Genomic DNA, 26880 nt, shown 5'->3' with positions numbered 1-26880 from the left:
TACGATCTTCGTTGTTCAATCCTATTCACTCCAATTATCTAACTCGCGCTTCAACGCTGGTATAAATTCATCCTCACTGAGTCTGCCAACTATCTCACCCTTCTTGATGAGCAGTCCGCAGCCCTTGCCTCCTGCAATTCCAAGGTCGGCTTCCTTAGCCTCTCCCGGGCCGTTCACCACACAACCCATAACTGCGACTTTAATATTGAGATGGTCATAGTCTGACACAAGCTTTTCCACCTTGTTTGCAAGTCCGATAAGGTCGATCTCAGTACGTCCACAGGTCGGACATGACACAAGCTCTACTCCGCCCTTTCTGAGTCCAAGAGCCTTGAGAATAAGCTTTGCTGACAGGATCTCATCCACCGGATCTCCTGTCAGGGACACTCTTATCGTATCGCCTATTCCCTCATGGAGTATGATTCCAAGTCCCACCGATGATTTGATATTTCCTCTTGTGACGGTTCCTGACTCCGTGATTCCCACATGCAGAGGGTAATCTGTCTTGTCCGCGATGAGCTCATGGGCTCTCACGCACATCATAACATCAGACGACTTGATGCTTATGACTATGTTGTGATAGTCAAGCTCCTCGATCATGCGCACCTTGTCAAGAGCGCTCTCAACTATTCCCTCTGCGGTCACTCCGCCGTACTTCTCCACGAGATTCTTCTCCAGAGAACCACTGTTTACACCGACCCTTATAGGAATATTTCTCTTTCTGGCAGCCTCGACTACCTTTGCCAGCTTCTCCTGTCCTCCGATATTTCCCGGATTTATCCTGATTTTGTCCACACCATTTTCTATGGCCTTTATGGCAAGCCTATAGTCAAAATGTATGTCGCCCACAAGCGGAATGTGGATCTGTTTCTTTATAGCCGGGATTGCATCTGCTGCAGCCTCATCGTTTATCGTACATCTGATTATGTCACATCCGGCCTTCTCAAGCTGGAGTATCTGTGCAACCGTAGCCTCCACATCGCTCGTCTTTGTGTTGGTCATGGACTGTATAAGTATCGGATTGCCTCCGCCTATAACCCTGTCACCTATGTGGATCTCTCTTGTCTTCATATATACTCACAGCGCCAGTACATAAGCACTGGCGCCTTTCCTCCTTCTTTAATTGTCTTTAACTGAAAAATACATTCTTTATATCATTGAACAATATTACGACCATGAGGATCATGACCAGCACAAATCCCACAAATGTGACTATGTTTTCCTTGTCCTTCGGAACCTTCCGCCTGGTTATAAGCTCGATCAGCAGGAACAGGAAACGTCCTCCGTCAAGTCCCGGTATCGGAAGCATATTCATGATTCCAAGGTTGGCCGAGAGAAGCACTATATAGTTCATCCAGTTGAGGAGAACCGTAAGGACATCGACCTTTGCAGCCTCATTGAACGTATCGTTCATGGACTTTGCCACACCCACAGGGCCGGACACCTCATCTGAGCTGACCTGTCTGGTGACTATGAGCTTAAGGCTCAGGAACGTGGCCTTGACCCAGTATCTGACCTCATAGGCAGAATACTTCATCAGCTCGCCAAAATTCTGTGGCAAGACATAACCGCAGCTTACGATTCCCACCTTATAACCTGCACTTGTCTCCACCGGATATACAGTCGTATCGTACACCGTGCCATCCTTCTTCTGCATCTTGAGGTCTATAGGAGAACCGTCCCCGTATATCTCAAGATATATCTGAAGCTCCCTGAAGTTCTTGATCTTGCTTCCGCCGATCTCAAGGACGGTATCTCCATCCTCTATCCCGGCCTGCTCCGCAGGATAAACTCCATTGAACTCCTTGACAACATCCGCATACTCGCTTTCCTTCGCCATCCCGCTGTCGTACACCCTGCCGATAGTCGCAGGATCTGTACCACAGAAGTGGATTATGACCGCTGAAAAGATAAATGCTATAACTATGTTCATGAACGGACCGGCAAGGACCTCCGCCATACGCACCCATATGGACTTCTTCTCAAATGCGTTCTCGTCATCCTCATGACCTTCCTCGCCTTCGCTTAGCAACATACAATAACCGCCCAGAGGTATGAGTCTCAGTGAATACTGTGTATCCTTCTTGGTAAACGAGAAGAGCTTTGGGCCAAGTCCCATGGAAAACTCAATTACCGATATATGATTGATCTTTGCGACAATAAAATGTCCAAGCTCATGAAAAAATATTATCACACCAAATACTAGAATTATGAGAATTATGTTCAATCTACCACCTGCTTTCTACAAAATCATATACCCAGCGCTCAGTGTCAAGTATCTGTGACACGTCAGGGTTTTCTATAACTGTATGACTCGCCATACACTCCTCTATTATCCTGTATATATCGAGGAAGCGTATCTTCCTGTCAAGGAATTTTGCCACTGCGCACTCATTTGCCGCATTGAATACAGTCGGCATTGAACCGCCATCTGCTATGGCAGAATACGCATACTTTAATCCCTTAAATGTATCCATGTCCGGCTTCTCAAGAAGAATCGAGTTCATAGTCCAGAAGTCCAGTCTGTCACCGGCCATGTATCTTCTCTCCGGATAACACAAAGCGTACTGTATCGGAAGCTTCATGTCCGGAGTTCCAAGCTGTGCTATGACTGCGCCATCCCTGTACTCAACCATCGAGTGGATTATGCTCTGTGGCTGGACTACCACCTGGATATTCTCCGGCTTCACATCAAAGAGCCACTTTGCCTCTATAACCTCAAGTCCCTTGTTGACCATGGTTGCTGAATCTATTGTTATCTTTCTTCCCATACTCCAGTTTGGATGCTTGAGCGCATCCTCCACCTGAACATTCTCAAGAAATGCGGTATCCTTTCCCCTGAAAGGCCCACCTGACGCTGTGAGCAATATCTTCTCCACATCGCCGTGCACATTTCCCTGAAGGGACTGGAATATAGCGGAATGTTCGCTGTCAACAGGCAGTATCGCTACATTCTTCTCCGCCGCCAGCGGCATGATGATATGTCCCGCTGTCACCAGAGTCTCTTTATTGGCAAGTGCTATGTCCTTTCCCGCATTTATGGCTGCTATAGTCGGTCTTATTCCGATCATGCCAACTATTGCCGTGACAAGGATGTCTGATGATGAAAGCTCTGCTATCTCTATCAATCCGTCCATGCCCGCAACAACTCTTATGTCAGTGTCCGCAAGGCACTCTCTGAGTCTCGCAGCATTCTCTTCGCTCCATATTCCCACAACCTCAGGCGAAAACTCCCTCGCCTGTTTTTCCAGGAGCTCTATATTACTTCCGGCGGCAAGCGCCACTATATTCAGATCTTCCTGAACCCTAACTATCTCAAGGGTCTGTGTTCCAATTGAACCTGTAGAGCCAATTATCGCTACATTCTTCATGTTATCCTCCTGTATCCGGATTTACCGGATCATCTATCCGAATATAATAGGCAGTATCCAGTGAACCCACTGGGCACTGCCCATCATGTATCCTACAGCAGATATACAAGCAGATAATAAATTATCGGTGCTGTAAATATTATGCTGTCAAATCTGTCCAATATTCCTCCGTGACCCGGAATCAGCTTTCCGTAGTCCTTGATGTCGTTATTTCTCTTTATCGCAGATGCTGCCAGATCTCCAATAACCGCCGGAAGTGCACCGACAGCGCCGACAACTGCAAAAAGTAATGGCGCATAGTTCATGGTGTCTACATACTTATCAAACAGTATGCCAAACACTGCTCCGAATACACCTGCTCCAACGATACCGCCGATAAGACCCTCTATGCTCTTCTTAGGGCTGAGCACAGGTGCCATCTTGTGCTTTCCGAAGGCTCTTCCCACGAAGTAAGCACATGTATCATTTATCCATGAGCTGACAAATATCAACAGGACAAGTACCAGTCCATGCTCCATGTTTCTTATGAGATATACAAATGACAGCATGACACTTACATAGAAGAAATCCATAAATGCCGCCATGATCTGTTTATCGCTGTATGTTGGGAATGTCAGCACATACACAGCAAGCATAACCAATAAATATACGACCATCATAGGAACAATAATGTCCATACGATCCAGGTATATGGCTATATAATACAGAACTGTCGCCAGGTAACACACGATTCCCGGAGTCTTCTTGTTCACTCCGTATACTCTGAGCAGCTCCATATTGCCCACAAGGGATACCAGAGCCATAAGGCCGCATGTTACTATCCCTCCAAAATATAATGTGATGGCCAGTATCACTACCAGAACCGCACCACTTATCACTCTCTGTTTCATTAACTAATATCCTCCGGATAACTATTTTGCATCTCCGAATCTTCTCTCTCTCTTATTGTAGTACCTCACGGCTTCTATCAGAGAATCCATGTCAAAATCAGGCCACAGTGTATCTGTGAAATAAAACTCAGAATATGCAAGCTGCCATGGGAGGAAGTTGGATGTTCTCTCCTCACCGCTTGTCCTTATTAGCAGATCAGGATCAGGCACACCCTTTGTGTCGAGATATTCCGCAAACAGGCTCTCGTCAATGTCATCCGCACTGATCTTTCCCGCATCGGCATCCTTCATGATCTTCTTCACCGCCCTGACAATCTCATCACGTCCACCGTAGTTTATCGCTATATGGAACTGAAGTCCTGTATTCCCCGCAGTCTCCCTCTCCAGATCATCCATCTTCTGAACTATATCCTCCGGGAGGCCCTCGCGCTTACCTATGAGGTTAACCTTCATGTTGGCGTTGTTAGATCTCTCTATACTGTCAACCAGGTACTTTCTGAAAAGATTCATGATACCTGTGACTTCCTCAACAGACCTCTTCCAGTTCTCCGTGGAAAAAGCATACACTGTGAGATACTTTATTCCAAGCCTATCGCAATTTTCACATATAGCCTCAAGAGCCTTCGCACCCTCTGCGTGTCCATAGTTCCTGGGAAGAAATCTCTTCTTTGCCCATCTGCCATTTCCATCCATGATCACAGCCACGTGCTCCGGCACATTAAGTAATTCTCCGTTAATCTCTCTCTTCATATTCTCTCCGCATTCCATTTTAGGGATACATCATATCCATGATTATTATACTGTCATGATCTCCTTGGATTTTGACTCAACAGCCTTGTCGATCTGACCAACGTACTTATCTGTGAGCTTCTGGATCTTGTCCTCGTTGTCCTTGAGCTCATCCTCGCTTATGTCTCCGTTCTTCTCCATCTTCTTGATGGCATCGTTGGCATCACGTCTGATGTTTCTTATAGCGACCTTTGCGCCCTCACCCTTCTTCTTGATATCCTTGACGAGCTCTTTTCTTCTGTCCTCTGTGAGCTCTGGGAAGTTGAGGATGATGTTTCTTCCATCGTTGTTAGGTGTGATTCCAAGATCAGAATTCATGATAGCCTTCTCTATCTCCTTGACAAGTGATGGCTCCCATGGTGCGATGACCAGTGTTCTGGCCTCTGGAACAGTTATATTTGCAAGCTGCTGCATAGGTGTTGGAACTCCATAATACTCAACCTTGATCTTGTTGAGGATGTTAGGGTTCGCTCTTCCTGCTCTGATGGTAGCATACTCAGCCTCAAGATTCTCAACTGACTTCTGCATCTTCTCTTCGTACTGTGTTAACATGATTCATTCCTCCTGGATTATATATTTTTCTTATTATTTTCCCTTTTATTCCGCATTCACATATGTTCCGGTGAAACCGCCTGTAACGGCTTTCACTATGCTGTTCTCATCATTCAGGCCAAACAGCATCATAGGCATCTTGTTCTCCATAGCAAGAACTGCTGAGGCAAGATCTATTACTCCGAGCTTGTTATCTACTATATCGCTCATCTTCATGCTGTCATACTTCTTAGCGTTCGGATTGGTCTTTGGATCACTGTCATATACTCCATCGATGGCCTTACCTGAAAGAATGACATCTGCCTGAACCTCTATTGCCATAAGCACTGTCGCCATATCTGTTGAGAAATATGGATGGCCGATTCCACCTGCAAAAAATACGACATCTCCCTGCTCCATATATGCGATTGCCTTGTCCTTGTCAAAAAGCTCAGTCATATTACCACATACAAATGGTGTCATGATGTGTGTCTTTATTCCGCAGCTTCTGAAGCTGTCCGCTGTGTAGATACAGTTCATGACAGTTGCCAACATTCCTATGGAATCCGCCTTAACTCTGTCCATGTTGTCTGAAGTTCTTCCTCTCCAGAAGTTTCCTCCTCCTATTACTACACATACCTGTATTCCCTTGTCTACTATCTGCTTTACCTGATTGGACACATCTCTGACTGTCTCCTCGTCAAAACCATGTTTCTTATCACCGGCAAGAGCTTCACCGCTCATCTTGAGCAGAATTCTGTCCATCTTCATATCGCGATCCATCCTTTGTGTTCATATTTTATTATTCATATTATATATCGTCATATCCTAGCATGATAACCCATGCAGACATCTGCCTGACGACCTGATTCATTATAGCACATACCCTTTACATTTCAAAGTAAAAAAGAAAGGCACATATCACTGTGTACACGTGCATATGATATGTGCCTTGCTGTTATGCTTATTTCTGTTATATGTCACCCGACATCCTGCTTTCAGATCCCAGATATCATCAATAGCCATCAGAATAATCTGACTCCGTCGATACAATGGAATCCACATCATCCTGAACTGTAAATGTATCAAGATCAAGCTGATTCTCACAGCCTGAATCATTGATGATGTTGTAGCTTATATTCTGTACGGTAGCTGACGGTGTATAATTCATGTCGTCGAACAGGAATCTGTGAAGTGCTGTGACATTCGTTGCGAGATCACAGGCAACGACATAGCTCACCTCATCCATGGTAGGACTGGCGATGGTAAACGGGAATCCTGTTGTAGTAGACAGCTTGTAGTTGAAGCAGGATTTTGCCATATCAATGATCTCTTCCTCTGTAAGGCTTGATGCAACATCATCCACAACCACGTTGATACAATCAAGCAGCTTGGAGATTCCTGCTGTCTTTGCCGCCTCTATCATCTTGGAGATAACTGTTCTCTGTCTCCATGTTCTTGTTATATCACCCTCATCTGTACTTCTGATTCTTGAGTAGGCTGTAGCCTGCACACCGTTCAGATGAACGACACCTGTGTCATATACATAATCTGAATAAATACCATTTACACCCATCTGCTCGTCAATACACTGGTTGAGCTTATAAAGCTCCTCCTCCTTCAGCTCTATATCAATTCCACCCAGGGCATCGATGGCTTCTGTGAGGGCTGTGAAATTGACCGCAACGTAATCTGTTATATTCAGGTCAAGGTTCTTATTTATCATATTGACAGCGCCCTGTGCTCCGCCGTATGCGTATGCATGAGCTGCCTTCTCGTATGACTGGCTGTCATTACAGAGCTCAAGGTAAGTATCTCTGTACAGTGAGAGAAGCTTGACCTCCTGTGTATCATTGTTGATGCTACAGATGATTATACTGTCTGAACGCACTCCTTCGTCAACCATGCCTGCATCTCTGGTATCTATACCAAACAATGCGATGTTGGTGTATCCTGTCATCTTCTTGACTGTTTCTTCATCCAGATCCTCATTTATATGAGTGTCCTTCAGCTCTTTGTACTGCATCTTGTTATATGTGTTGTTGATGTACGACTTCACAAACAGAACGCCTATGACTATGGCTGCAACAACCTCGATTGCAAGTATGATTCCCCATACTCTGTTCTTTTTCTTTCTCTTCTGATCCTTCATATCCTGCTCTTCTTCCGCATATTCATCTTCATAATATTCATCATCCGATGTATAAGCTTCCTCTTCTGATGCCGCATCCTCTTCATCGTCTGCGCCCGGTCCAAATGCGCTGTCGGAATAATCATCCTTTGCAATACCGGTTCTGCCATGATCATCTGAATAATCATCGGCATCGTCATCGTAATCATCTTCATCGTCAAAAAGCATCTCTCCGGCATATCTGCCCTTAACACGCTTCATATCATCGTCATCATGACCACTCATTTTATTTCCCATATTTTTCTCCTAAATATCGAATGTATCTGTCAAAATTTAACTCATATAGCAATACATTTTACTACAAATATCTCATCAATTCAACGGGATACACATAATTCACACATTTTTATACTTGATCAGTCAGCCAGGATAAACTTGTCCACCACCGGCACAAGTCCGTCCTCGTCATTTGACAATGTTATATAATCGGCATGTTCCTTCACTATGTCCTGTGCATTTGCCATGGCGACTCCCACCCCGGCATACTCTATCATCGTGAGGTCATTATATCCGTCACCGCACGCCACAAGATCCTTTCTGTCCATATCAAGGACCTCAAGAAGCTTCTCAAGGGATGTTGCCTTGTGAACATTTGGCGGCATGATCTCCACAAAATATGGCTCCGAGCGGAATATGTTAAGCTGATCACCGAACTTTTCTGCAAGCTCCTGCTCTATCTTCTCCGCCTTGTCAGGATCTGCGGTAAGAAGACATTTGTTGAGAGGGAAATCGATATATTCCCTGAAGTTATCTATCCTCATGATCTCCATATGATTGATACTTGCCTCAAATGTCATGTATCCGTCTATATCAGTTCCGGTTATAACTCGGTCTCCATCGTATGTCACCATTCCGCAGCCCGCTTTCAGACAGTAATCATATATATCCCTCACCACATCATTGTCAAGCACAGCCTGATATACCACCTCACCGGTACTGTAATCGACGATCCTTCCGCCGTTGAAAGCAAGCACATATCCGCCAAATCTGTCAAGCTCTATGGTGTCTGCTATCTTCCTTATTCCAGGCAGTGGACGTCCCGATGCTATCGCAACGATATGCCCCTTCTCCTGTGCCTCTATTATTTTCTCCAGCGTTGCCGGAGTAATATCCTTCTGAGTATTTGTCAGCGTTCCGTCAATATCAAGTGCCAGTAATTTTTTACTCATTTTATCCTCCATAATGTTATAACATAATTTGCTATATATTTTCTCCTTGATGCTATATAATGTCATAGTTAGGATGCCGTTACGTCATCCTGCCGCCCATTTCTGACTTTAGGAGAAATCACATGGATATAAACATATACGTTAATCAGAAAAAAATCAACCCTTTGTATCAGAAAGCCATCGCCGAGTACGTCAAGAGACTTTCTCCATACTGTACTCTGTCTATAGTATGTGTTGCAGGGAAAATTAAATGCACATCAGGGAAAAACACCACAAACTACTGCATATCCGGCTCCGATACCATCTCATCTGAGGACTACGCAGCCCGCATCAACAGTCTGACTTCAAGCGGTACCTCAAAGATAAACTTCTACATAGGGTACGATGAATCACTCACAGCTGATATGGAAAATTTCTCTCTCTGTTCAGTACAGCCGTCCGCCGAGATGACTGCCCTCCTGCTGTCCGAGCAGACCTACAGGGCATACACTATCCTGAACAACATAACCTACCACAAATAATCCCTGTCAGCTCCGGCTTATGATCGCAAGCTGCTCCGCCAGCGTCACCCTTATGAGCTGATGCGGAAATGTCATATCCGACACGCTCATCCTGTAATCAGCCCTCCTCACTATATCTGCAGCAAGTCCAAGAGATCCCCCTATCACAAATGTAACCGTGTCATGTCCGCGCTCCGATGCCCTGCGGACCTGATCGGCAAGTCCTTCCGTGGTCGTCTTCTTTCCTTCTATACACAGTGCTATAACATAGTCGTCTCTCCCGATCACATGTCTCAGCCTGTCCGCCTCGGCCTCAATGATCATGGCATTTACCTTGTCGCCAGCCTTCTGAGGTATCCTCTCGTCAGGAACCTCGCATATCTCCAGACGTCCTCTCTTGTCGATCTCCTTCTTATATTCATTTAACATCTGCGTAAAATGCTGTTCCTTTATCCTGCCGACGCAGGCAATCCTGTATATCATATGAACTCCTTCAGATCAGGCCTGATCAGCCCTCATCCTGTCAAATATCTTCAGTTCTTCCTCTGTATTTTTCTGCGTGCACACACTTACTCCAATGGTGAACAGCAGACTCACTGCAAATCCAACCACGTCACCGCTGATACCCGAGTATGCCGCCAGGCTGCCTCCGTTCACAAACGGGAGATATTTCCACATAACAAATGTGAGTATTCCTGCTATTATTCCAGCATACATGCCTTTTCCGGTCGCATGCCTGTACGTCAGTGTACAGAAAAGAGGAGCCGCAAGTGCCGCCGCACACAATCCCCAGTTTTCGGCGATCATATGCTCTCTGTTGAATTCAACAAACTCTGCCACCAGGAAAACGCAGCATCCGGTCAGCACAACAACACCTATATCTATAAGAAGCTTTGCGATTCCACCGGCTCTTGAGATTGCAGGAACAAGCCCTCTTATATGTTCGCATATATTTCTCATGAACGATTCCAGCATTACGACAACCGCCGCTATAAACACCATAAGCGCGGCAAATCTGAACACATACGCATAGGTTCCCGTTCCAAGCAGCTTCTTGAGCATCAGGTTGTACACCTGGAATGAGTTCATATTTGCCCATGCCTTCTCAGGATAGAGCACCGGTACGACCAGAAGTGCCAGTATACAGCTTGAAAGTATTGTGAACCCTTCAAAGATTACAGCCCATATTCTTCCGACATCGAGCTCCTTGATATCCCGGATATTTAAGACACCCTTGTACATCAGCGGCATGGCTATACATCCAAGTCCTACTCCCGTCATGGATATCGCACTTCCTATATCCACTGTTTTGCCATCGTAATACAGTATATTCAGATAAATGCTGGTTCCCCCTGCAAGCCTTGATCTCCTGTAATTGTCAAGTATCTCCCTCGCATCCATCCTGTAAAATACCAGTCCGATCATCGTCAGACATACGATTATAACCATTATGAACACTATTGTCTTGATTATTCCCATCAGCTTATTGTCAACCAGTATGGTGGCAAGGATGAGAAATGACACTATGATGGCAAGGCTTATGCTCTCCGGCATGTCCATAAAATAGGCGACAACCGATACGATAACCTTGAGAACAGACACCAGTATCAGGCAAAGCGTCACTATCCATATGACGGACACCAGATCTTTCAACTTCCATGACCCATATCTTGCTGCGAACAGCTCCGGAGCATTGTGTATCTTTTTAGGGGATATCTCAGCATACGAATTCATACGCTTTGACAGAAATATCCATCCGACAACATTGCCCACGAACAATCCCATGGCCACAAGGCACTGTCCTGCACCATGTATTACTATATTAATAGGTAGCAGAAATATGACCCACAATATTACATCATTGGCGCATACCTGCCCTGCGGTGGACACACCGCCACAGTTCTGCCTTTTGATTCCAAATACTCTCTTATCACTAAAAACAGACATGTATCAGCCACTCCATTCTTTTATCTGAATCTTCGTTATCATTTTTATATAATATACCCTGCTCATTCTACCACAGTTGAAGTTTTGCCGCCACCATCATATTTATTGTGACATTTGCCGAAATGTTACCATCAATTGCATTATTTTTTCAATAGTACAAAAACTAGTGATGTGTTATAATTTGAACCGTATGGGCTTTTACATATTTATTACATATTTTTTACCTGTCAGAAACACAGGTAAAATTCATTTTACTCAGGAGGGCTATAATTTTGGATTTATTTTCTATTTTAACATTGCTCGGAGGCGTAGGTTTATTTCTGTTCGGAATGAATCTCATGGGTGCCTCGCTGAAGAATCTCGCCGGTGGCAGTCTGGAAAAGGTTCTTGAGAAACTTACAACCGGAAAAAATCAGTTCACGGGAACTATCAAGGGTTTTACACTCGGTACAGCCGTAACAGCCATCATTCAGAGTTCGGCAGCAACGACCATCATGCTCATCGGCTTTGTAAATGCCGGAATCATGAAGCTTGGGCAGGCCATACCTGTCGTGTTTGGTGCCAACATCGGTAGTACCGCGACCGCACAGATCCTTCGTCTCGGAGATCTTGCGGAGACTAATATTCTTCTTAAACTTTTAAAACCGTCATCATTTGCTCCTATCCTTATATGTATAGGTGCATTTATCATACTATTTACAAATAACAACAAGAAACGTGATATTGCAAGTATTCTTGTTGGTCTTGGAATCCTCTTTCTCGGCATGAATACCATGGAGGGTGTATTTGCGCCACTCAAGGAATCAGAGAGCTTCCAGAATCTGTTCACATCGTTTAATAACCCATTACTTGGTATTTTAATAGGACTTGTGCTCACAGCCATCATACAGAGTTCATCTGCATCAGTAGGTATACTCCAGGCCATTTCGTCCACAGGCGTCGTTACATACGGAACAGCCATTCCTATCATTATCGGTCAGAACATCGGTAAGTGTATGACCATTATCCTCGGGGGAATCGGTGCGAACAAGAAGGCAAAGAGAGTTTCTCTCTCATATCTTCTCTTTAACATATTCGGAGCTGTGTTCTTTGTTATTGTCATATACGGACTTCAGCTTTTCATAGACATGCCTTTCATGGACAAGGTCGTAAACCGTGGTAACATTGCAAACGTCCACTTCCTGTTCAACTTTATCATAAGCCTGATACTTCTGCCATTCTCCAATCAGGTGGCAAAACTTACAGGAAAGATCATCAGGGACGACGAGGAGTCCAAGATCGACAAAGAGCTCGCCACACTGGATCCGAGACTTATCGCTACCCCTTCCATCGCTATTTCACAGGCAAGAAATGTCATGTTTGCCATGGCTGACTGCATAAGAGAGAACTTTGCAATAGCATGCAGACTCATCAGTGATTTCAATGAAGAAGATGCCGCCAAACTCGAGGAGAATGAGGATTTCATAGACAAATGTGAGAGCTCACTCAACAACTTCCTCCTCAAGGTAACATCACAGAACAACATGTCCAGATCCGAACGACTTGATGTGTCTGAGCTTCTGAACAGTCTGAGTGATATGGAAAGGATTGGTGACCACTGTGAGAATCTTCTCGTTGTATCGAGAAATATAATAGATCAGAAGATAAACTTCTCAGATCAGGGAATGAAGGAGATCCATACAGCGCTCAAGGCGACTAACAATATTATTGATATGACTCTGAACGCCTTCAAGGAGGACGATCTTCAGGCAATATCAAGAATAGAGCCACTTGCACAGACCATCAGCGAGATAACAGAGCTTATAAAGGATCACCACGTTGTGAGACTTCAGATGGGCGAATGTGGTATCCCTGGAGGATTTGCACTGGTTGACATTCTCACAAGTCTTGACAGGATCGGAAGCCACTGTAAGAACATCGGCCTTCACATTGCCAAGAAGATCAGGGGTATCCATATGGACGAGATGCACGGACACATCTACATCACCGGATACAAGACATCTGAGGAATACAAGGCTCTGTATGCATATTATTCATCCATGTATGCCGATCCGATAACAGAAGGCTTTGATGCAAGCATCCGCGAACTCCGTGAGTTAACAACACCTGATGAACCTGATAACAAAGCTAAGGTTTCCGGCGACGAGCAAAAGAATGAGTCAAGGAACAACCAGAAGTCCGACCTGAAGAAAAAGTCATCAGCAAAAAACAAAGTAGCCGACAGGCACGAAAAGATAAAAGAAAAGATAAATGAGAAATATCCTGAAAAGGGTAAAAAGAACTCCAAGAAAAAGTAAAGGAATATAACAAACTGCTATGTGAAAAAGCTCTGCACAGATAATACACTGTGCAGAGCTTTTTCGTTATATTTATATTGTAGTTTATATGCCTGGTCTTTTAAACCATATCAGTCACGGCTGTAATTGACGATCATATAGCCATCTTCTATCTCTATCCTTGCATCCTCCGATACAACCCGGTTGCTCACTCCAAGGCTGTCTCCTATCTCAAATGTACGATTCTCCACGTTGTATTCAAACCCTGTAAGTGTTACCCCCGTGACGCATCCACCGTACGGTATAAAAGATATATAATCGTATCCCTCCAGCCGGCTTATTCCGGCACTGGAATTTATCATGGTTATTACATTATGGTCATCCTCTATATACGCATTTACGCCTTTATCTGCACACTCCTTGAGCAGTCCTATGTTTGCCATCGTATGGTCAAGTCTCGTTCCTGTGGCCCCCGATATATAAATATCCGTAGCACCTTCCTCCATGGCATGCATGATGGCTACATGAGTATCCGTGAAGTCCTTGTGTGTGTCCAGATCAACAAACTGTATGGAGTGCATCTTTTTAGCCATCTTCCTGTACACGCCCACAGTCACCTTGCTGGCTGAATCGAAGTCACCCACGATCACATCTGGTACTATTCCTATCTTATTGCAGGTCTCTATACCCTTGTCCACAGCTATCACTCTGCTGCTTTCAAGGTGTCTGTCCATGATTCCCTGAAGTGAATACAGATCAACTCTGCCTCCGGATATTATAATATAACTTTTCATATCACTATTTGCCCTTTATTATCTATGCCTCATATTTCTCAAATACTTTGAGAAAGCTGCAGCTGTTCTCGTAGGCATCTCCGCCAAATACCGCAGAACCGGCAACTATGACATTTGCACCGGCTTCTATGACGTCACCCACATTCTTCAAATTGACTCCACCATCCACCTCTATATTGAGCTCAAGGCCTCTGTCATCTGCCATTTTTCTGACCTCAGCCACCTTTCTGAGTGCTGAAGGAATGAATGACTGTCCGCCGAATCCCGGATTGACACTCATAACAAGTACCATATCCAGATCGTCTATCACATAGTCAAGCACTGATACAGGAGTTGCCGGATTGAGTGCCACTCCGGCCTTCATTCCAAGCTCATGTATCCTGGCAACGGTTCTGTGCAGATGCTTACAGCTCTCTGCATGTACGGTTACCCAGTCAGCACCTGCCTTCTTGAAATCCTCAAGATATCTGTCCGGCTCCTCTATCATGAGATGCACGTCAAATATCATGTTCGTCTCTTTTCTGAGACACTTTATGACAGGCGCACCAAATGATATGTTCGGAACAAACGCACCGTCCATAACGTCAAGGTGCAGCGCAGGAACTTTCGCTCTGTCAAGCTCCGCAATGCCGTCCGCAATATGTGCAAAATCAACTGACAATAATGAAGGTGAAAGAATTATCATTACCATTTCCTCTTTTCTTTTAAGTCGTTATATATCATTACATAATCTTCGTATCTTATACGGCTTATCTCTCCGTCCGCAACCGCCTGCTTTACCAGACAATCCGGCTCACTGACATGATTGCACATGTTGAATCTGCACTTTCCCGTATATGCCGCAATATCCGGGAAATACTCCTTGAGATCCTCCGCCTCTATGGAATCAACATAGAGCGATGAAAAGCCCGGGGTGTCCATAATATATGTCCTGCCGCCAATGTGCATGAGCTCAGAATGTCTCGTGGTGTGCTTGCCACGCTTTATCTTGTCACTTATAGCGCCTGTCTGGGCCTCCGCCTCTGGCTTGATCGCATTGAGAGTAGACGACTTGCCGACTCCCGATGGCCCCGCAAACACCGTTGTGCGGTCTTTTATGATCTCCCTGAGCCTGTCTATGCCCTCGCCTTCCCTGGCACTTATGAAGATTGTCTCATACCCGCTCTTGCTGTATGATCTGCAAGCCTCCATATTGTCCGGCGAAAGATCCGTCTTGTTAAAACAAATGATAGTCTCAACACCGCTTTTCTCCATGCTGACAAGGAATCTGTCAAGTAGGTTAAAGTTCGGCTCAGGCTCGCTCACGGCAAATATTATGATCGTCTGATCCACATTTGCCACAGCAGGTCTTATTAAAGAGTTAAATCTAGGCAATATCTCAACGATATTACCTAGATTGTTCTCAGGATCAAGTATCTCTATATTCACATTATCTCCGACAAGGGGCTTGACCTTTTTGTTTCTGAAGATGCCCTTCGCCTTACATTCGTACAAATGTCCATCCTCGGCGTCTATATAATAGAATCCACCGATTCCTTTGATTATCTTTCCTGATATGATCTCTGCCACTACTAATTACTCTCCTGTGTAAATGTAGCGGACAAACCGCCCGTGTTAAAGCTTGATGTGACATCTATTCCCTCTGAATCCGTGATGGTCACAGAGAATGATCCCTGGTTGCTCTCAAGTCCTGTAGGACCCTCAACTCCATCTATATTGATAGGGAAGTCTCCTGCACCAGCCTTGCCGCTGTATACAGAGAATGTCTGTCTGCCTATTGTGTATGAGATGTCAACTATCACACTTCCAAATGTATCAAAATCAAACTCTATATTCGATATTGAACCGCTGAAAGATACAGAGTATGTAACCTTCTGAGGTCCCTTACTGACAACATATGACACGGTAGTTCCCTCGTCAACCTCAGTGTTGACCTCAGGATCCTGTGATATTACCTGGCCTTCCTTCACATCATCGCTGTACTCATAGCTTGGATTGCCTACCAGGTTGACCTCCTGAAGCTTATCTGCTGCATCTGCCTCAGACATACCCTTGAGGTTAGGAACTGCGATCTTCTTCGTCTCCTTACCGTTACTGATGATTATCTTGACTGTTGAGCCCTCCTCAACCTCTGTTCCGGCAACAGGATCTGAGGATATTACATGATCCTTCTCAACATTATCATCGTACGCATAGCCATGTGTCACCTTAAGTCCTGCCTCCTCGAGCAATGTTGTGGCCTGACTGTCCTCATATCCGAAAACATCCGGCACCTTGGTCTTTTCCTTGCCCGATGACACGTAAATAGTTATCTGTGTATCCTTTGTTATGGATGTTCCATCATCTATACTCTGTGATATTACATAGCCCTTCTCAACTGTGGCATCTGTCTTCTCCACAAATGTATAGTTGGTGAAGCCATTCTTCTTCATCTGCTCCTCAGCCGCAGTCTTATACAGACCTACTACATTGACCATAGGTACTGTCTCCTGTGCAGTTGTGTCGTTCGCTCCCTCTGTGGTTATGACATCGGTGCTTTCCTCCGTCTTACCCTTACCGCCCAGAATATTCCAGCCGGCTATCTTGCCTATGAGAAGTATGGCAAGTATGGCAAGAACCACCGCGATGGCAATACTTGATACCATGATTATCTTCTTAAGTCTTGGATCAAGCTCCTCTTCTCCATCGTATTCCTGCTCCTGTTCTCCATCATCTGCCACTGACTCGTCCGTATCATCCTCTTCATCGTCGTCATCTGGGAACAGATCGTCGAACTGTGACGGCGGCATAACTGGCACGTTAGCCTTGATCTCTGACGTTCTCGGACTTACAGGTGGAATCTCCGTAGTATCTGCCTTATCGACCTGTCTTCCGGTCTTGATCATCTCCATCTCCTGCTTTGTCATCTCAATGGTAGGGGATGTAGGAACGCTGGTCTTAGGCACCACTATACAATCTATATTAGGATTCTCTTTTACTCTGTTGAGATCAGCTATAAGCGCATTTGCTGTGAGATATCGTCTCTCCGGCTTCTTCTGTGTACACTTTCTTATGATCTTCTCAAGGCTTGTAGGTATATCCGGGTAATACTCCCTAGGTGATACCATCTCGCCCTGAATGTGCATCAGCGCTATAGCCACATTGTTCTCGCCTTCAAATGGAACATGTCCTGTGAGCATCTCATACATGGTGATACCGAGTGAATAAATATCACTTCTCTCATCTGAGAATCCGCCCCTTGCCTGCTCCGGTGATATGTAGTGAACACTACCCATCGCATTTGTCGTGGTCGTGCTTGACGATGCGGCTCTTGCGATTCCGAAATCAGTAACCTTCAGCGTGCCGTTGTTCGACATGATGATGTTCTGAGGCTTTATATCTCTGTGTATCGTGTGATGCTCATGGGCTGCCTGAAGTCCCTGGGCTATCTGTATGGCAAAATCGATCGCCTGCATAGGCTCTATTCTGCCGTGGGCCTGTATATATTCCTTGAGGGTGGTTCCCTCCACAAGCTCCATTACTATATAATATATTCCGTTGTCCTCACCGACATCGTATACATTCACAATATTAGGATGTGACAGCCCCGCCGCAGACTGGGCCTCTATCCTGAACTTTGTAACAAAATTAACGTCTGAGCTGAACTCAGGCTTAAGCACCTTTATGGCAACATATCTGTTTAACACATGACATTTTGCCTTATATACCTCTGACATACCGCCAGATCCAACCAATTCTATGATCTCATAACGACCGCTGAGCATCGTTCCCGGATTTAACATACCAATTTATTCCTCCCAATCTATCGCAGCTACAACGGCAGATATATTGTCCTTGCCGCCGTAGTAATTCGCTCTCTCCACCAGCTTCTCACCGACTGTCTTAAGATCATCCGACTCTGATACAATGTCCCGAATCTCGTCGTCCTCTATCATGTTCGACAAACCATCAGAACATAGAAGGATCTTATCATCCGCTGAAAGTTCTACTTCAAAGAAATCCGGAACCACATCATCACCTATTCCAAGTGCTCGGGTTATAATGTTCTTCTCTGGATGATTCCGTCCCTTATTCCTGTCGAGCTGACCATTCCTTATCAGCTCCTCAACCAATGAGTGATCAAGTGTGACCTGTCTTATCTCATTGTTAACTATATATAATCTGCTGTCACCTATATTCGCGACATACATGATTCCATCATCGATCACTGCAGCTACAAATGTCGTTCCCATACCTGCGTAATCCTCCGGATTGCTGAGCGCAAGCTTATACACCTTGTCATTGGCATATATTATCGCCCTCTTGAGCAGCGATACAGGATTGCTTATCTCGCTTTCACTTATATATTCAACTGCGGCTTCAATCGCCGTTCTGGATGCAACGTCCCCGGCCTTATGACCGCCCATGCCATCCGCAACTATGTACAGATTGCTGATAGCCCCTATTGGCTCATCTGTATAAAATATGCTGTCCTGATTCATGGAACGCTTTTTTCCAACATCTGTTATTCCAAATGATTTCATATATTCTCTCCATCAGCCTAAAATATTATCTGATACGCCACCTTGCCTATTTTAGCACAACACATAAAAAAGAACAAGACGAACTATTTATCCGTCTTGTTCTCCTCCTCATATTTACGGCGGAGCTGTCCGCACGCTGCGTCTATGTCACGCCCCATGCTTCTTCGCACCGTAGCTGTTATCTGGTTTCTCTCCAGAATATTTTTGAAATTCTCAATGGCGCTGTTATCCGCCCTCTCGTAATCCCTCTCCTTGATCGGATTTACGGGGATGAGGTTCACATGGCAGTTTCTTCCCCTTATGAGACGCGCCAGCTCGCATGCCTTCTCAGGGCTGTCATTCTGCCCTTTTACAAGAGAATACTCAAATGTTATCCTCCTGCCCGTCCTATCAAAGTAATAATCACAGGCGTCCAGAACCTCTGCAATGCTGTATCTGTTGGCTATCGGCATGAGTGCCCTTCTGTCCTCGTCATTTGGCGCGTGAAGCGACAATGCAAATGTAATGGAAAGCCCCATATCCGCAAGCCTCTTTATCTCAGGCACTAAACCGCAGCTCGACACTGTGACATTTCTCTGGCTTATGTTCAGTCCATTCTCGTCCGTCAGCATCTCTATGAACCTGACAAGATTGTCAAAGTTATCCAGCGGCTCTCCTGTTCCCATCACGACCACATTTGACACACGCTCACCTGTTATCTTCTGGATGCTGTATATCTGTGACAGCATCTCGGACGCTGTGAGATTCCTCACCAGCCCGCCTATGGTCGATGCACAGAACCTGCAGCCCATACGGCAGCCCACCTGGGATGATATGCACACGGAATTGCCATGCTTGTACTTCATGAGCACGCTCTCTATGACATTCCCATCATGGAGTCTGAACAGGAATTTATTTGTGCCGTCATCCTCTGAAATGAGTCTGGTGACAACGCTCACACCATATATTCCATATTCATCCATCTTCTCTCTGAGGCTTTTCGGCAGATTGGTCATCTCCTCCGTTCCGTCCGCAAGCTTCACATGAAACCACTGATATATCTGCTTCGCCCTGAATGCCGGCTGACCGGCACCGGTGACCCAGTTCCTGAGTTCTTCCATATTCATTGATTTCAGATCCGGCTGTCTAATATCCTTATCTTCTCTATCCTTTACTTCCATACTCTGTCCAATCTTTTATACATGTTCTATCTATTTTGTACGCACGAACTTCGATATGAAAAATCCATCACACTCATCGACTCCCTGTAACAGAGTTACATATCCTTTATCGCCGCCGTGCCCCGGTACAATCTCATCTATACTCACAGTCTCAAAATCATGATTTTCCACAAACCACTTAACATTGTTCTGATTCTCCCTGCTGTCTATAGTACATGTCGAATACACCAGTGTTCCACCCGTTTTCACATATCTGGATACAGTGTCAAGAATATCCCTTTGAAGCTGTGCCAGCTCGTCTATGCTGTCACCTGTCACATTGTACTTGATATCGTTCTTCCTGCCCATTATGCCAAGTCCCGAACACGGAAGGTCTGCTATTACCACATCAGCCTTTCCGACAAGGTTCTCATCAAGGTCTCTCGCATCCCATGCCTCGACAGTGACATTTGTCAGTCCAAGTCTGTCCACGTTCTCCTCTATGAGCTCCGTCTTGTTCTCGGTGAGATCCCTTGAGATAACCCTTCCTGTCTGTCCCGCAAGACTTGCGGCATACATGGTTTTGCCGCCCGGTGCTGCACACACATCCACCACCAGATCTCCATTCTGTATACCTGCTGCCCTTACAGCCAGACACGAACTCTGATCCTGTACAACAAATTCTCCATCCATGAATCCTGGGATCCTTCTGACATAATCATATCCCTTTATAAGAAGTGATGTGTCATTCAGGCTTCCTCGCACTGTCTCTATTCCAGCGGCCTCCAGCTTCCTCTCGACTTCATCAACGCTTATCCTGTCTGTATTCACCCTTATGGATGTCGGACGCATTTCGTAGCTGCTTCCGAGTATCCTGTCCACCGTTTCTCTGTCATAGTCCTGCAGCAGTATCTCCACAAGCTCCACAGGAACTGAATATTCAACCGAATAGTATTCCAAAGGTGATGTGTTCTTATCAGGGTATTTTATACCATCCCTGTTTCTCCCGATATTTCTGAGCACTCCGTTGACAAAGCCTCTGAGGCTTCCAAATCCATGATCCACCGCCAGCTTCACCGACAGGTTGCAGGCAGCCGAATCCGGAACAGAGTCCATAAAGAACAGCTCGTAAGTTCCCATCCTGAGGACGCATCTTATGAGCGGCTTGCACTTGTTCACCTTTGTTTTGGAGAACTGGTTTATTATGTAGTCCAGCTTTATCCTCTGCTCTGTGACTCCCTCGACCATTCTCGTGATGTACGCCCTGTCCTGTTTGCTCATGAACTGGTTGGCGCGGAGTGCCGTTCCAAGTGCTATATTTGAAAATGTATGATTTTTCTCTATGTCCAGTAATGTGGTCAGAACCACCTCTCGAGTCTTTGTATCCATTCTACCTCTGTCCATTCTTCATCAGATATATTTGATCAGATGTGCTCTCCGGCTGTGAGTTTATTGCCCGCAAGGAACGCCGCCGCATCCATAGGCTTCTTGCCCTCAGGCTGCAATCTTGTTATCTGGAGTGCATCCTGTCCACACGCTATGGCAAATGTCTTCTTGGTCACCATGGTTATCTCACCCGGTGCAATGCCATCCTCACGGCTCACTACCTTTGCCCCATATATCTTGACATTCTTGCCGCCTATCCTTGTGTATGCACAAGGCCATGGCTGAAGACCTCTCACAAGTCTCTCTATCTTCTCTGCCGGCTCACTGAAATCTATATCTCCCATACCCTTGTTCAACATGGAAGCGTAACAGCTCAGGCTGTCATCCTGAGGGGTCCGAACCGCAGTTCCATTCTCAAGCTTTTCAAGGGTTGACAGTATAAGCTGCGCACCGCTTGCCGCAAGCTTGTCCGTCAATGTCTCTCCAGTGTCATCGTCACCGATAGACACAATCGAATGTTCTATCATATCTCCGGTATCAAGTCCCTTTGCCATGTACATGGTGGTGACTCCGGTCTCCTTCTCGCCGTCAATGATCGCCCACTCGATAGGTGCCGCACCGCGGTACTTCGGGAGCAGCGATGCATGGATATTGACACATCCGTACTTCGGAATATTGAGTATGCTCTCAGGAAGTATCTGGCCATATGCTGCCACAACTATCACATCAGGTGCATACGCTCTGATGATGTCCACGTTCTCCTGCTCACGGAGCTTCACCGGCTGATATACCGGAATATCATATTCCATTGCCTGTACCTTCACCGGTGTCGGTTGAAGCTTTTTGCTCCTTCCCTTTGCCTTGTCCGGCTGCGTAAAGCATGCCACAACGTCATGTCCCGCTTCCACTATGGATACAAGTGCGTGCACGGCAAAATCAGGGGTTCCCATATATATAACTCTCATCTGCATGTCCTCCTTGTTATAGGTTAAGTATCTCTTAATTCTGCTCTACCTCGTGAAGGCCATCCTCGACAAGATCCTTGTAGAGCTTTCCGTCAAGATGATCAAGCTCGTGGCAGATAGCTCTCGCCAGAAGTCCCTCTCCCTCGACTGTAAACTCCTCCATATTCTCGTCAAATGCCTTGCATATTACATGCATAGGTCTTGTAACTGTTCCAAATTTTCCAGGAAGGCTGAGGCATCCCTCCTCACCTGTCTGCTCTCCGTCTGATTCTGTTATCACAGGATTTATAAGACAGAGTGGATTGTCATCGCCGACATCAATAACAACTATCCTCTTGAGGATTCCAACCTGAGGTGCGGCAAGTCCAACTCCATTTGCCTCATACATGGTATCAAACATGTCATCTATGAGTGTAAGTGTTCTGTCATCCATCTTCTCAACCGGTCTGCACACCTTTCTGAGTATGTCATCTCCGTCATATCTTATATTTCTTATCGCCATGTCCACAAATCTCCTTTTCACTAATACATATTTACCGGATTCAGGTCAAAGAATACGCTCACATCGTTCTCTCCGTTCTCCTTAAGCCATTCCTCGACATAATCCTTGACATCCACCAGCATCCTGTAATCCCGGTGTTTTATATACAACACCCGCCTGTACACATCCTTTATCTTTGATATGGCCGGTTCCGAAGGACCGATCACAGACAGATGTCCTGCATTTATATATTTTCCCCTTATAAGAGAATACATCCTATCCATTATATTGGCAAGCTGTTCTTCGTCCATGCCCGTGCCCATTATGACCATCATATTCCACTCCGGCGGATACCTCATGAGTGATCTGTACGCCTCCTCGATATCGTAGAATGCCCTGTAATTCTGGGACGCTGCCGCAGTTATGGCGTAGTTGTCCGGCTTGTAGGTCTGTATCACAACCTTTCCGGGCACATCACCCCTTCCGGCTCTTCCCGCAGCCTGGGTCAGCAGGTCAAATGTCCTCTCACCGGCTCTGTAGTCTCCGCTGAACAGTGTGAGATCCGCCAGCAGCACACCCACAAGTGTCACTCTGGAAAAGTCATGTCCCTTGACTATCATCTGGGTTCCAATGAGTATGTCCGCATCGCCTCTTCCGAAGCTCTCAAGTATCTGCTCATGAGAATTCTTCTTCGAGGTCGTATCCCTGTCCATCCTTAAAGTCCTGGCCTCCGGGAACAACCTGTGTACCTCCTGCTCGACCTTCTCGGTTCCGACTCCATAGCCTCCTATGAGCTTTGAACCGCACGCCGGACATTTGTCCGGCTCCGGCATTCTGAATCCGCAGTAGTGGCACACAAGCACGCCCTTCTGTGTATTATTTCCAGAGTGCAGTGCCATGGACACGTCACAGTGCGGACATTTCACTGCCTCTCCGCAGCTCCTGCAGGATACAAAGCTGTTATATCCCCGCTTGTTGATGAACAGTATGATCTGTTCCCGCTTGCTGAGCCTGTCCGCTATATCATTTGCAAGCTCGTCGCTTATTATGGATCTGTTGCCCCGGTGGAGTTCATCCCTGAGATCTACTATGCTTGTCTCTGCCATGGCTCTGCCCTCAACACGGCTGTCCATGGTCCACAGCCTGTACTCACCCGCCAGTGCACGCTTGTAGCTCTCCACGGAAGGAGTTGCGGAACCGAGTATGACACTCGCCCCCTCAAGCCTTGCACGTTCTATGGCAGTCTCCCTTGCGTGATATTTTGGCGGGCTGTCACTCTTATAGCTGCTCTCATGCTCCTCGTCTATTATTATCAGCCCCAGCTTCTCAAATGGGGTAAACAGCGCAGACCTCGGGCCTATCACCACATCCACATCGTCCTTCCTTGCGCGCTCAAACTGATCATACTTCTCCCCGCTGCTGAGCTTTGAGTTGACCATGGTCACACGGTCACCAAAGTATCTGGAGAAATATGTCAGTGTCTGATACGTGAGTGCTATCTCAGGTATCAGCACGATCGCCTGTCTGCCCGCGCGGACGACTTCACGGATACACCTCACATACACCTCAGTCTTGCCGCTTCCCGTCACGCCATGAAGAAGATAAGTCCTGTGTATACCCTGATCTGCATCACTTACGAAATCATCGACTATCCTCTGCTGGTCACTGTTAAGCTCTATATCAGGAGCCTCAAATGCCTGCTGCCTCACCGCGTCAGACACCACATCCCGGTATCTGCTGTCCTCAACGATACGAACGACACCTTCGTCCTCCATGGCCTTAACCGCCTGATGTGACACATTCAAAGTCCCGGTGGCCTCCGTCATTGGGAGCTCATGTCTCACCATAAGCTCGCGGAGGAGCCTGAGCTTTGCCCTGGCATTCTTCTTCATATATCTGTATTCCCATGTGTCCACATCCTCGCATGAAAGGACAACATATCTGACCACCACGGACTTAACCGTTTTTTTCACCGGCATCACCGTCTGGATGGCATTTATCATGGTGGAGCCGTAGTTCTCCTTTATCCACGCCGCAAGGGCAAGGAGCCTTCCCGGAGCTGCCACGCCGTCCTCGCACAGAGAATCTATAGACTTTATCCTGCTCTCATCATATTCCGTGGAATCCGATATCCCTATGACATAGCCTTTTCTCAGATTATTTCCCTTGCCAAATGGAATGTTGACCTGACTTCCTATCTGTATCCTGCCGGCAATATCGTCAGGAATAGCATATTGAAATGTTCTGTCTATCGCCTCATGGGATATATCAATTATCACATCTGCGTACAATCCCCGCATTTTTCTCCTCCAATATCTGCCGTATCATTTCTCTCTCGTCCATTTGTGTCCTGCGTCCCTCTATATCCTGATATGTCTCATGGCCTTTGCCGGCCAGAAGGACTATATCATCCCTGTCCGAAATCTCCAGAGCGTATCTTATAGCATCCAGACGGCTGCATATCTTTACATATTCTCCTCCGCCCTCGAGAACCCCGGTCTCAATATCCGTCATTATCGCCTCCGGGGATTCAAACCTCGGGTTATCACTTGTTATGACCGTCATATCCGCCAGCCTGCCCGACACAAATCCCATGCCTTTTCTGCGCCCGGCTGATCTGTTGCCGCCGCATCCGAACAGACATATAAGCCTCTTCGGCCTGTACTGTCTGAGGGTGGTCAGTACATTTTCCAGGCTCACGGCATTGTGGGCATAATCGATGAATATCCTTGCGTATCCCGGAATCTCCACCGGCTCGAGTCTGCCCCTCACCTTCATATCCGACTGCGAATCCTGCATTACCTCCATCGGTATCCCGATGATCCCGCAAGTGGTTACCGCAGCAAGAGAATTGTACACATTGAACTCTCCCGGTATGCCAACAGTCATGTAAGTGCTCTCCCCGTCCGTTCTCTCACACTCATAGCCTATCCCCATAACTCTATGGAGAATGAGCCTGTGTATCGCTCCCGCCATACACACATTGCCATCCCCGGCTGCAGTGTGATTCCTCACACCATAATATACCACTTCAGCCCCTGCATTCACAGCCTCGGCAGCAATACACCCAGAATACATGTCATCTGCATTTATCACCGCAGTCTTACACTTTGAGAACAGGCTTCTCTTCCATCTCCCATACTCGGCAAATGTGCGGTGTTCATTCCGCCCAATGTGATCCGGAGCAAGATTTGTATATACGCATATATCAAATTCTACCCCTGACACACGGCCGTGCATAAGCCCCTGTGACGATACCTCCATGACGCAGTATTCCGCACCATTTGCCACCATGTCTGCAAGCTTGCGATGGAGATATATCGTTCCCGGAGTGGTGTTCACAGATGGTATCTTCCGGATACAGTCATCGATCTCTATGGTTCCCACAAGACCGGTTCTACGCCCCCATCTGTCCAGCATAGACTTTATCATACATGCGACCGTGGTCTTTCCCTTTGTCCCGGTCACACCTATAACCTTCATACTTCGTGACGGAAAATTCCAGAAATTATTACATATCATTCCTATACCGTGGCGATAGTCATACAGTCTCACGATCAGTACACAATCGGTATCCCCCCAGCGTCCGGCTGACCGCTCCGCAGGTATGCCGATATCATCTGTCACGACTATACACGCTGCGCCACTTGCCACGGCATCATCTATATAGCGATGTCCATCTGTTCTCGCACCTCTCCGGCACACAAAAAGAGTTCCCTGTGTGACATCTCTGGAATCATCTGCCAGATCCGTAATCTGACAGTCAATGTTTCCTGCCAGGATCTCATAGACCGTGCCTTTTAGAACATCTGACGCCCTCATGATACACCTCCCGTCGACATATTCCTGTTTATTTAGAATATGCCACATCCGGCACAGTTGTGTATCAGAAAAATAGGAGGCTGTGCTAAAAGCTCCAACCTCCATT

The 26880-nt window shown here is 46.2% G+C and carries 24 protein-coding genes; 2 read left to right on the top strand and 22 right to left on the bottom strand.

Annotated elements, in window-relative coordinates:
* Positions 1-21: 21 nt before the first annotated feature.
* The 9 genes from ispG to DWW70_RS00675 all read right to left on the bottom strand — a co-directional run bounded on the left by ispG (position 22) and on the right by DWW70_RS00675 (position 8941).
* On the bottom strand, positions 22-1071 hold the full coding sequence (gene ispG / locus DWW70_RS00715; protein ID WP_117549059.1) for a flavodoxin-dependent (E)-4-hydroxy-3-methylbut-2-enyl-diphosphate synthase: 1050 nt from the start codon (positions 1069-1071) through the stop codon (positions 22-24).
* A 58-nt stretch (positions 1072-1129) separates the two neighbouring features.
* Positions 1130-2227, bottom strand: a complete 1098-nt coding sequence (locus DWW70_RS00710; protein WP_117549060.1) for a M50 family metallopeptidase — start codon at positions 2225-2227, stop codon at positions 1130-1132.
* Between the two features lies 1 nt (position 2228).
* Positions 2229-3371: a 1-deoxy-D-xylulose-5-phosphate reductoisomerase gene (gene dxr, locus DWW70_RS00705; protein WP_117549061.1), complete on the bottom strand. Its 1143-nt coding sequence runs from the start codon at positions 3369-3371 to the stop codon at positions 2229-2231.
* A gap of 92 nt (positions 3372-3463) precedes the next feature.
* Positions 3464-4261: a phosphatidate cytidylyltransferase gene (locus tag DWW70_RS00700; RefSeq protein WP_117549062.1), complete on the bottom strand. Its 798-nt coding sequence runs from the start codon at positions 4259-4261 to the stop codon at positions 3464-3466.
* Positions 4262-4282: 21 nt separating this feature from the next.
* Positions 4283-5011, bottom strand: a complete 729-nt coding sequence (locus DWW70_RS00695) for an isoprenyl transferase (RefSeq protein WP_117549063.1) — start codon at positions 5009-5011, stop codon at positions 4283-4285.
* A gap of 45 nt (positions 5012-5056) precedes the next feature.
* Positions 5057-5602, bottom strand: coding sequence for a ribosome recycling factor (gene frr, locus DWW70_RS00690; RefSeq protein WP_015534829.1), 546 nt, complete (start codon positions 5600-5602; stop codon positions 5057-5059).
* A 45-nt stretch (positions 5603-5647) separates the two neighbouring features.
* The gene (gene pyrH / locus DWW70_RS00685) at positions 5648-6346 is read right to left on the bottom strand and encodes a UMP kinase (protein WP_055145001.1); all 699 of its coding nucleotides are present in this window, start codon (positions 6344-6346) and stop codon (positions 5648-5650) included.
* Between the two features lie 250 nt (positions 6347-6596).
* Entirely contained in the window at positions 6597-8009 is a 1413-nt protein-coding gene (locus tag DWW70_RS00680) for an LCP family protein (protein WP_117549064.1), read from the bottom strand.
* A 119-nt stretch (positions 8010-8128) separates the two neighbouring features.
* Entirely contained in the window at positions 8129-8941 is an 813-nt protein-coding gene (locus DWW70_RS00675; protein WP_055224117.1) for a Cof-type HAD-IIB family hydrolase, read from the bottom strand.
* A 122-nt stretch (positions 8942-9063) separates the two neighbouring features.
* On the opposite strand from DWW70_RS00675, the gene DWW70_RS00670 reads away from it, so the two are divergent.
* A complete protein-coding gene (locus tag DWW70_RS00670; protein WP_015534825.1) occupies positions 9064-9462 on the top strand; it encodes a 23S rRNA (pseudouridine(1915)-N(3))-methyltransferase RlmH in 399 nt (132 codons plus the stop codon).
* A gap of 6 nt (positions 9463-9468) precedes the next feature.
* Here DWW70_RS00670 and DWW70_RS00665 read toward each other — a convergent pair whose 3' ends face one another.
* Positions 9469-9924, bottom strand: a complete 456-nt coding sequence (locus DWW70_RS00665; RefSeq protein WP_015534824.1) for a 23S rRNA (pseudouridine(1915)-N(3))-methyltransferase RlmH — start codon at positions 9922-9924, stop codon at positions 9469-9471.
* Positions 9925-9939: 15 nt separating this feature from the next.
* Positions 9940-11388: a hypothetical protein gene (locus tag DWW70_RS00660; RefSeq protein WP_117549066.1), complete on the bottom strand. Its 1449-nt coding sequence runs from the start codon at positions 11386-11388 to the stop codon at positions 9940-9942.
* 272 nt (positions 11389-11660) lie between these two features.
* Here DWW70_RS00660 and DWW70_RS00655 point away from each other — a divergent pair, with 272 nt between their 5' ends.
* Positions 11661-13685 carry a Na/Pi cotransporter family protein gene (locus tag DWW70_RS00655; RefSeq protein ID WP_242992612.1) on the top strand — a complete coding sequence of 675 codons (2025 nt, stop codon included), beginning with the start codon at positions 11661-11663 and terminating at the stop codon, positions 13683-13685.
* A gap of 110 nt (positions 13686-13795) precedes the next feature.
* Here DWW70_RS00655 and DWW70_RS00650 read toward each other — a convergent pair whose 3' ends face one another.
* The 11 genes from DWW70_RS00650 to DWW70_RS00600 all read right to left on the bottom strand — a co-directional run bounded on the left by DWW70_RS00650 (position 13796) and on the right by DWW70_RS00600 (position 26774).
* The gene (locus DWW70_RS00650; RefSeq protein WP_055224121.1) at positions 13796-14458 is read right to left on the bottom strand and encodes a thiamine diphosphokinase; all 663 of its coding nucleotides are present in this window, start codon (positions 14456-14458) and stop codon (positions 13796-13798) included.
* Between the two features lie 22 nt (positions 14459-14480).
* Positions 14481-15143: a ribulose-phosphate 3-epimerase gene (rpe, locus tag DWW70_RS00645; RefSeq protein ID WP_117549067.1), complete on the bottom strand. Its 663-nt coding sequence runs from the start codon at positions 15141-15143 to the stop codon at positions 14481-14483.
* Positions 15143-16015 (bottom strand): ribosome small subunit-dependent GTPase A, encoded by an 873-nt coding sequence (gene rsgA / locus DWW70_RS00640; RefSeq protein WP_118649327.1) that lies wholly within the window; start codon positions 16013-16015, stop codon positions 15143-15145. The genes rpe and rsgA overlap by 1 nt, the downstream gene beginning before the upstream one ends.
* 14 nt (positions 16016-16029) lie before the next feature.
* Complete coding sequence (gene pknB / locus DWW70_RS00635) at positions 16030-18240, bottom strand: Stk1 family PASTA domain-containing Ser/Thr kinase (RefSeq protein ID WP_118649090.1); 2211 nt, start codon at positions 18238-18240, stop codon at positions 16030-16032.
* A 6-nt stretch (positions 18241-18246) separates the two neighbouring features.
* Positions 18247-18981 (bottom strand): Stp1/IreP family PP2C-type Ser/Thr phosphatase, encoded by a 735-nt coding sequence (locus tag DWW70_RS00630; RefSeq protein ID WP_015534819.1) that lies wholly within the window; start codon positions 18979-18981, stop codon positions 18247-18249.
* Between the two features lie 83 nt (positions 18982-19064).
* Positions 19065-20141 (bottom strand): 23S rRNA (adenine(2503)-C(2))-methyltransferase RlmN, encoded by a 1077-nt coding sequence (gene rlmN, locus DWW70_RS00625; RefSeq protein WP_015534818.1) that lies wholly within the window; start codon positions 20139-20141, stop codon positions 19065-19067.
* 30 nt (positions 20142-20171) lie between these two features.
* Positions 20172-21509 carry a 16S rRNA (cytosine(967)-C(5))-methyltransferase RsmB gene (gene rsmB / locus DWW70_RS00620; RefSeq protein ID WP_118649326.1) on the bottom strand — a complete coding sequence of 446 codons (1338 nt, stop codon included), beginning with the start codon at positions 21507-21509 and terminating at the stop codon, positions 20172-20174.
* A 35-nt stretch (positions 21510-21544) separates the two neighbouring features.
* Positions 21545-22471 carry a methionyl-tRNA formyltransferase gene (gene fmt, locus DWW70_RS00615; RefSeq protein WP_118649089.1) on the bottom strand — a complete coding sequence of 309 codons (927 nt, stop codon included), beginning with the start codon at positions 22469-22471 and terminating at the stop codon, positions 21545-21547.
* Positions 22472-22505: 34 nt separating this feature from the next.
* On the bottom strand, positions 22506-22973 hold the full coding sequence (def, locus tag DWW70_RS00610; RefSeq protein ID WP_015534815.1) for a peptide deformylase: 468 nt from the start codon (positions 22971-22973) through the stop codon (positions 22506-22508).
* Positions 22974-22993: 20 nt separating this feature from the next.
* Positions 22994-25252, bottom strand: coding sequence for a replication restart helicase PriA (gene priA, locus DWW70_RS00605; RefSeq protein WP_118649088.1), 2259 nt, complete (start codon positions 25250-25252; stop codon positions 22994-22996).
* A complete protein-coding gene (locus DWW70_RS00600) occupies positions 25221-26774 on the bottom strand; it encodes a UDP-N-acetylmuramoyl-L-alanyl-D-glutamate--2,6-diaminopimelate ligase (protein ID WP_118649087.1) in 1554 nt (517 codons plus the stop codon). The genes priA and DWW70_RS00600 overlap by 32 nt, the downstream gene beginning before the upstream one ends.
* Between the last annotated feature and the right edge of the window lie 106 nt (positions 26775-26880).

Source organism: Coprococcus sp. AF16-5 (assembly GCF_003479365.1).
GTDB lineage: Bacteria > Bacillota > Clostridia > Lachnospirales > Lachnospiraceae > Coprococcus > Coprococcus aceti.
The sequence above is the reverse complement of the archived record's forward strand: the minus strand, read 5'-3'. Positions and strand labels throughout refer to the sequence as shown.